The organism is Terribium retamae, assembly GCF_022347545.1.
Lineage (GTDB): Bacteria > Pseudomonadota > Alphaproteobacteria > Rhizobiales > Rhizobiaceae > Mesorhizobium > Mesorhizobium retamae.
The window spans coordinates 61,016-68,040 of record NZ_JAKREW010000033.1; the positions used below are offsets into that span (position 1 = coordinate 61,016).

Genomic DNA, 7,025 nt, shown 5'->3' on the forward strand with positions numbered 1-7,025 from the left:
GGGCGATTACGTTTGATTTTGTGAATGTCCGCAAGCTCCAGAGCGGAGCTTTGACAAATTTGAGCCTGCTAGTAGTCGATGACGCGATCATCCCCAGGGTCGGCCCATCGCGTGTTCGGCACCGTCGCGAACCAGCCCGGCCGGGCAGGATCGCGATCATATGGATAGCCGCCAAGCGTCTTGTATAGATCGGCATATTTGCCGACTTTTTCGCGGTCGAGTTCAACGCCTAACCCGGGAGCCGTCGGCACCGAGATCTTTCCGTCAACATATTTCATCGGGCCACCGACGATGATGTCGTCGGCAAGCTGGTGATAGTGCGCATCCGCGGTGAAAACGAGGTTCGGCAGGACGGCGCCGAGGTGCAGCATGGTGGCGAGTTGAATGCCGAGCTCGCCCGAGGAATGCACGGCGATCCCAAGCTGGAAGGTTTCGCAGACCGTGGCTGCCTTGATGCAAGGCCGGATACCGCCCCAGAATGTCGTGTCGAGCAAGATCACGTCGCAGGACGGGTTGAGAACATTGGTCGCCAACTGCTCGAAATTCACTACAATCGTATTGGTCGCCAACGGCATGTGCGTATTTTCGCGCACGCGACGCATGCCGTTCAGGCCCCAGGTCGGATCTTCGTAATAGTCGTTGTTGAGGTCTTCGATGCCTTTGGCAAAACGGATCGCTTCTTCGACAGTGAACGCGGCGTTGGGATCGTAGCGGACTGTGTCTGAGCCGACTGCCTTGGCGAGCGCGCGATAGACTTCCAGCTCGTATTCGGGCGGGAACACACCGCTCTTGAGCTTGTGTGCCGTGAAACCATGTTTCTTCTTCAGCTCGAGCGCCTGGGCGATCAACTGGTCGGCCGTGCGGACCTCGCCTTCGCCGGTGTCCTTGTTCGGCAACCGGAAGAAGAGATAGCTGGCGAAGCCGACCTCGTCCCGCATCCTGCCGCCGAGGATATCGCAGGCCGGCAGCCCCAGGAACTTTCCCATGATATCGATACAGGCGAATTCGATCGCCGCATGCATCTGTGTGCGGTTGTTATAAAGGCTGGCCGTCGGGTTGCAGATCTTGAACCGGAGCTGTTCGAGTTCGAAGGGGTCGTGGCCAACGAGATAGGTCTTCAGCGCGGCGAAGGCGGCTTCGGCGCTTTCCCCGCCGCCGCCCATCTCCCCCAAGCCGACGATGCCGACGTCAGTTTCCACCTCCACAATCGTTCGCACGAAACGGCCCCAGTGGGCGCCGTTGGAATGCCTGAGTGGTGCTTCCAGCGGAACTGTTACGGTGGTGGCGCGGATATCGGTGATCTTGGGCCGCTTCATCATCTGCTTTCGAATTTGCTGCTTTTCAGTCGGGGAGAACAATGCCCAGCTTGGCCATCGTGCCGCCGTCGATCTTGAGGTCGGCGCCGGTGATGAAACGGGCCTTGTCGCTGGCAAGGAAGGCGACCAGTTCTGCAACTTCCTCCGCCTTGCCGACGCGACCAAGCGGATGGCCCTTGCCCCATTGCGCGATCATCTGGTCCTGGCTCAATTGGCCTTTGTAGAGATCCGCGGCCCAGCGCAGCATCGGCGTGTCAATCGAGGCCGGACAGACGGCGTTGACGGTTATGTTGTCACCGGCATGGTCGAGCGCCATCGCGCGAATCAGGGCGTTGATCGCGCCCTTCGAAGCAGTATAGGCCGCTACGCCAGCTTGCGATGCGTAGGCTTGCACGGACGAGATCGCGACGATGGCGCCGCCGCCGCGCTTCTTCATTTGCGGGATGGCATATTTCGAGGCCAGAAAGATGCCTTTCAGATTGACGTCCAAGACGTCATCCCAGACTTCCTCGGCCGTATCGACGACTGTCCCATAGCGCTGGATCCCGGCGCAGCAGGCGAGGATGTCGACCCCGCCGAAACGCTGCACCGCGTCAGCGACCGCGCGTTCCATGTCTGCGGCGATCCTGACATCACCCACGAAGCCGGCCGTCTTGCCGCCGATGTCCGAGATGGCGCGGTCGATCGTTGCGCCGTCGTTGGCGACGATCAGCACCTGGCCGCCCTCCGTGGCAAAACGTTCGGCGCAGGCTCGGCCCATGCCGAGACTACCTCCAGTGACTATGATGCTCTTGCCCTCGAATTGCATGCCAGGACGGTCCGTAGTTCATCGATCATCAAACTAGAATGCTACCATACAAGTTTGTCAATGTGGTTATCGTCAGCCGAATTGGGATTCGAGGACACCGCGTCCGGCATGCTCAACAGCAAGGAGGCTCCCTTCCTGCGGATGTGCCGCGAGATGGCCGGGCGTCATGGTGAAGCGGGCCGAGGTGACATAGAGCGTCGTGAGATCGTTCCCGCCGAAAGTACAGCTGGTTGGCCAACTCACCGGTAGTTCGACAAGATCCAAAAGGCTGCCGTCAGCGTTGAATTTGGCGACTGCGCTGCCTCCAACGACCCTGCAGTTCCAAAGATTGTCGTCCGCATCGAGGCAAGAACCGTCGGGGAGACCCCGCGCGAAACTTTCGACGATTGTGCGCCGCTTCGAAATCGCCTTTGCGTTCGGGTCATAGGAGAAGCAATAGATGGCATTCGCCAGGGTATCGGCGAACAGAAAGCGGTTGTCGCGCGTCCAGCCCATCGTGTTGGTGATGCCGTATTCGTTAGGCGTCAACTGTGTGACCTCGCCCGACGGATCGATCCGGTATATCGCGCCGGACGCGCGGTCCATGTCTTTCGGCGAGCCGTCCGCATTGAGGTTGCTCTGCATAGTCGATACCCAGAACGATCCGTCGGGTGCGACACGCCCCTCGTTCAGCCTATTGTCCGGCAAGTCGTTTTCGATAGCGGCAAAGATCTCGAATCTTCCGTCTGGCTGCCAGAAACAGACTTCGCGACGAAGGCCGACGATGAAGCCACGATCTTTGCGCAGGCCGATCGAGGTCGGAAAATCCGGCGTCACCCAGATGTCATGCCGACGGTCGGCGATCTCCAAGCGATGAATGCGTTTACCGCCGATATCGACCCAATAGAGAGCCTTTTCCTGGCTCGACCAGATTATGCTCTCGCCAACGACGTCGCGCGCCTCGAAGAAAATATCGGCCTGCATCCGTCCTCCCTTCTCCAAATCGCGTTGACAATAGGCAATTCCGAATCTATTGCAAGGTACACTTCAACCTATATGATAGGCTGGGATAGCGATGGAAACCGAATTGAGCTCCCAGGCGCCCGCCGATCGTATCGGTGGTGAGGGGTTGCTCGATCGCGTGATGACCGCGGTGCAGAGCCATATCCGCGACAATGGCCTGCAGGTCGGCGACGAGTTGCCTAGCGAAGGCGCCTTTTCCGAACTGACGGGAACGTCACGCACCATCGTGCGCGAAGCCTATCGCTCGCTTGCCGCGCTGACATTAATCGATATCGGAAACGGCCGACGTGCCCGCGTGGCAGCGCCGAGAGCGGACGTTCTGGCCATGATCACCGATCATGCCGTTCACACCAACCAGGCTACGATCCAGCAGATCTTCGATGTTCGTCGCACGGTGGAGCGGCGCACGGTGGCGTTGGCTGCGTTGAGGCGTACGGACAAGGAGGCTGCTGAGATCCTCAAGCTCGCCGAAGCCATGCAGCGCGATTTTCACGAGCCGCAAAAGGTCATGGAGCACGACATCGCCTTCCATGAGGCTATCGGCATCGCTTCCAAGAATCCGATGTTCTCGATGATCGTGGGTTCCTTCCACGTCGTCACGCGCCACACCTGGCCTATCGGATGGGCAAGCCGCGGCAGCAATGAAACTCGCCAGGAAAGCGTCGACACCCATCTGGCGATCGCCCAAGCCATTGCCAATGGCGATCCTGCCAAAGGGGAGACCGCGATGGGCGAGCACTTCGATCTGACCGTGAAGGCGCTTCTGGCTGCTGGAGTGTATTGATGAAGATCGCAGAATTCGAAACCATTCGGGTCACGGAGTTCCCGAATATCCTGTGGGTGCGCGTCCACACCGACGAAGGCGTTGCCGGTCTCGGCGAGACCTTCTTCATGGCCGAAACTGTTGAGGCCTATATCCATGAGGTCGCGGCGCCCAAGCTGCTCGGGCGTGACCCGCTGGAGATCGACAGGATTTCCAAGGACCTGACCGGTTATCTCGGCTTTCGCTCGACAGGCGTTGAAACGCGCGGCAATTCGGCGATCGACATCGCGCTGTGGGATCTCTTCGGAAAGGCCACCAATCTACCTATCGCCCAGCTACTTGGCGGTTTCTCGCGTCGCGAGATTCGGACCTACAATACTTGTGCCGGCAACACCTACATGCGTCATGCCAAGGGGCAGCAGACGGCCAATTACGGGCTCGGTGAAAGGGCACGAGACTATGACGATCTGAACGGGTTTCTCGAGCGGGCAGATGAACTTGCCGAGGACCTACTGTCCGATGGCATCACCGCCATGAAGATCTGGCCATTCGATATCGCGGCAGAGAAGACGTCGGGCCAGTATATTTCAGGACCGGATTTGAGGACGGCGCTCGAGCCATTCGAGAAGATCCGTAAGCGGGTGGGAGATAAGATCGACATCATGGTCGAGTTCCACTCGATGTGGCAACTGACGCCTGCCATCGAGATCGCCCGGGCGCTCGAGCCATACGGCACGTTCTGGCACGAAGATCCAATCAAGATGGATTCTCTGTCCAGCCTGAAGCGCTATGCCGCAGCTAGCCGTGCTCCACTCTGCGCCTCGGAGACTCTGGCGACGCGGTGGGCCTTCCGCGACCTGATGGAAACGGATGCGGCGGGCGTGGTGATGCTTGATCTGTCCTGGTGCGGGGGACTCTCCGAAGCGAAGAAAATCGCAACGATGGCGGAGACCTGGCATCTGCCCGTCGCCCCACATGACTGCACCGGACCGGTTGTGCTTTCAGCCTCGACGCACCTCTCGCTCAATGCGCCCAATGCACTCGTCCAGGAAAGCGTGCGCGCCTACTACAAGACTTGGTACGCCGATCTCACCACACAACTTCCGAGCGTCAAAGACGGAATGATCACCGTTCCACCAGGGCCTGGTCATGGCGTCGATCTCGCAGAGGACATCGACCGGAAATTCACAGTCCACCGTCGTTCGTCAAAGACCGGTTGAACGAGAAGGACAAATGCGATTAACTGGTATGGTAGTAGGGTAGGCCGTTTCGGCTTCGGAGGAGGGCTCCATGCAAATCGCTGATGTGCCTGCCGGTATTTCCCTGGGGGAGACGGTCGGACCGCAGGTCTATCGTCTGCTGCGCAGGCGCATCATCCAGGCCGAACTCCTGCCCGGCGAACGTCTTTCCGAATCCGAGGTCGCCAAGACCCTTTCCGTTAGCCGTCAGCCGGTGCGTGAGGCTTTCATCAAGCTTTCCGAAGAAGGACTTGTGCAGGTCCTGCCCCAACGGGGGACCTTTGTAACGAAGATTTCAGTCGCGGCCGTGATGGATGCGCGCTTTGTGCGCGAGGCGATCGAGGCCGATGTCGTGCGGTTGATTGCTGAGAGCCGCGAACCAGACGCGGTTGATGAGCTGCGCCGACAGGTCGTTGAGCAGAAGAAGGTTCCGCATAACGACCGGTCGGCATTTCTGCGCCTGGATGAACTCTTTCATCACACGCTCGCAGCCTCTGCTGGGAAGAGCTATGCCTGGAACGTCATTGAGAGTGTCAAGGCGCAGATGGATCGTGTTCGATTCCTGTCTGTCGACGACATGCATGTCACCCGGTTGATCGATCAGCATGAACGCATCGTCGAGGCCATCGCGACGAACGATCAGGCTGGGGCTGAGCAGGCAATGCGCCTGCATTTGAGAGAAATCCTGAACTCGCTGCCGGAAATCGCCGGCAGCCGTGCGGAACTGTTCGACCGCAGTTGAACGGAAGCAGCGTGGAAGCGCTCAAAAACAACAACATGTCAACGGAGGAAAGCATGCTTAAAAAATTTCTGGCTACCACCGCGCTCGGGCTGTCACTGATCGCTTCGCCGGCTGGTGCCGAAGGTCTCAACATCGCCTTCATCAGCCATTCTTCGGCGTCCAACACTTTCTGGCAGTCGGTCAAGAAGGGGTATGACGACGCCTGCGCCAAAGTTGGAGCAACCTGCCAATTGATACTGACGCAGCAGGAAGGTTCGGTCGAACAGGCCGTGGCCAATCTGCAGGCTGCGATTGCATCCAAGCCGGACGCGATCTTCGTCGCCATCGTCGACGACAAGGCTTATGACAATGCGATCAAGGAAGCCACGGACGCGGGCATACTTGTGCTTGCGGTCAATGTGGATGATAGCCAAGGCGCCAAGGGTAACGCCCGCAAGGCATTTATCGGCCAGGGTTTCGTCGCTGCGGGCTACGCGCTGGCAAAGGCCCAGTCCGAGAATTTCCCGAAGGAAGGTCCGCTCAACCTGCTGGTCGGCGTGAATGCTCCGGGGCAAACGTGGTCAGAGCAGCGGGCCGCCGGTGTGACCAAGTTCTTGGAGGAATACAAAGCGGAGCACAAGGATCGCGAGATCAACATCACGCGCATCGATTCCGCTACCGATCTTGCGCTGACTGCGGACCGCATCGGTGCCTATCTGAATGCAAATCCCAACACGACAGCCTATTTCGACACCGGCTATTGGGAAGCCGGCGTCGCAAAGGTGCTCAAGGATCGTGGCGTCGAACCCGGCAAGGTGCTTCTGGGTGGCTTCGATCTGGTACCCGAAGTCCTCCAGCAGATGCAGGCAGGCTATGTGCAAGTCCAGGTGGACCAGCAGCCCTATATGCAAGGCTTCATGCCGGTCATGGAGACCTACCTCTACAAGACTGCCGGCCTTACTCCCGCGGACATCGACACTGGGCAGGGCATTGTCACGCCGAAAGACGTCCCTGCGATCATGGAAATGTCCAAGCAGGGCCTGCGCTGATCTTCCAATCCTTTAGGCGTGCCCCCCGCGGCGGCCCAGCCGCCCCGCACAGAATGAGTGTATTGAAAAAAAAGTAATTTATTATAAAAAAAAAAAAAAAACAGAAACGCGGGGCCGCGCGGGGCGGG

7 protein-coding genes are annotated in these 7,025 nt (G+C 58.9%); 4 read left to right on the forward strand and 3 right to left on the reverse strand.

Features of this window, described 5'->3' with window-relative positions; genetic code table 11:
* Positions 1–68: 68 nt before the first annotated feature.
* The 3 genes from L4923_RS23860 to L4923_RS23870 form a co-directional block, all read right to left on the reverse strand.
* The gene (locus tag L4923_RS23860; RefSeq protein WP_239369600.1) at positions 69–1,316 is read right to left on the reverse strand and encodes an enolase C-terminal domain-like protein; all 1,248 of its coding nucleotides are present in this window, start codon (positions 1,314–1,316) and stop codon (positions 69–71) included.
* Between the two features lie 25 nt (positions 1,317–1,341).
* Positions 1,342–2,124 carry an SDR family NAD(P)-dependent oxidoreductase gene (locus tag L4923_RS23865; RefSeq protein WP_239369601.1) on the reverse strand — a complete coding sequence of 261 codons (783 nt, stop codon included), beginning with the start codon at positions 2,122–2,124 and terminating at the stop codon, positions 1,342–1,344.
* 72 nt (positions 2,125–2,196) lie between these two features.
* Positions 2,197–3,087 (reverse strand): SMP-30/gluconolactonase/LRE family protein, encoded by an 891-nt coding sequence (locus L4923_RS23870; RefSeq protein ID WP_239369602.1) that lies wholly within the window; start codon positions 3,085–3,087, stop codon positions 2,197–2,199.
* A gap of 160 nt (positions 3,088–3,247) precedes the next feature.
* Here L4923_RS23870 and L4923_RS23875 point away from each other — a divergent pair, with 160 nt between their 5' ends.
* From L4923_RS23875 to L4923_RS23890, 4 genes are all read left to right on the forward strand, one after another.
* A complete protein-coding gene (locus L4923_RS23875; protein WP_239369609.1) occupies positions 3,248–3,910 on the forward strand; it encodes a FadR/GntR family transcriptional regulator in 663 nt (220 codons plus the stop codon).
* A complete protein-coding gene (locus L4923_RS23880) occupies positions 3,910–5,109 on the forward strand; it encodes a mandelate racemase/muconate lactonizing enzyme family protein (protein ID WP_239369603.1) in 1,200 nt (399 codons plus the stop codon). The genes L4923_RS23875 and L4923_RS23880 overlap by 1 nt, the downstream gene beginning before the upstream one ends.
* A 70-nt stretch (positions 5,110–5,179) precedes the next feature.
* Positions 5,180–5,869: a GntR family transcriptional regulator gene (locus L4923_RS23885; protein ID WP_239369604.1), complete on the forward strand. Its 690-nt coding sequence runs from the start codon at positions 5,180–5,182 to the stop codon at positions 5,867–5,869.
* 53 nt (positions 5,870–5,922) lie between these two features.
* A complete protein-coding gene (locus L4923_RS23890) occupies positions 5,923–6,897 on the forward strand; it encodes a sugar ABC transporter substrate-binding protein (protein WP_239369605.1) in 975 nt (324 codons plus the stop codon).
* Positions 6,898–7,025 lie beyond the last annotated feature (128 nt).

What these genes read in the sequence shown, in the direction of transcription:
- L4923_RS23865 (WP_239369601.1), bottom strand. Translation starts at nt 2,124, where the DNA reads ATGCAATTCGAGGGCAAGAGCATCATAGTCACTGGAGGTAGTCTCGGC.
- L4923_RS23875 (WP_239369609.1), top strand. Translation starts at nt 3,248, where the DNA reads ATGACCGCGGTGCAGAGCCATATCCGCGACAATGGCCTGCAGGTCGGC.
- L4923_RS23890 (WP_239369605.1), top strand. Translation starts at nt 5,923, where the DNA reads ATGCTTAAAAAATTTCTGGCTACCACCGCGCTCGGGCTGTCACTGATC.
- L4923_RS23880 (WP_239369603.1), top strand. Translation starts at nt 3,910, where the DNA reads ATGAAGATCGCAGAATTCGAAACCATTCGGGTCACGGAGTTCCCGAAT.
- L4923_RS23860 (WP_239369600.1), bottom strand. Translation starts at nt 1,316, where the DNA reads ATGAAGCGGCCCAAGATCACCGATATCCGCGCCACCACCGTAACAGTT.
- L4923_RS23870 (WP_239369602.1), bottom strand. Translation starts at nt 3,087, where the DNA reads ATGCAGGCCGATATTTTCTTCGAGGCGCGCGACGTCGTTGGCGAGAGC.
- L4923_RS23885 (WP_239369604.1), top strand. Translation starts at nt 5,180, where the DNA reads ATGCAAATCGCTGATGTGCCTGCCGGTATTTCCCTGGGGGAGACGGTC.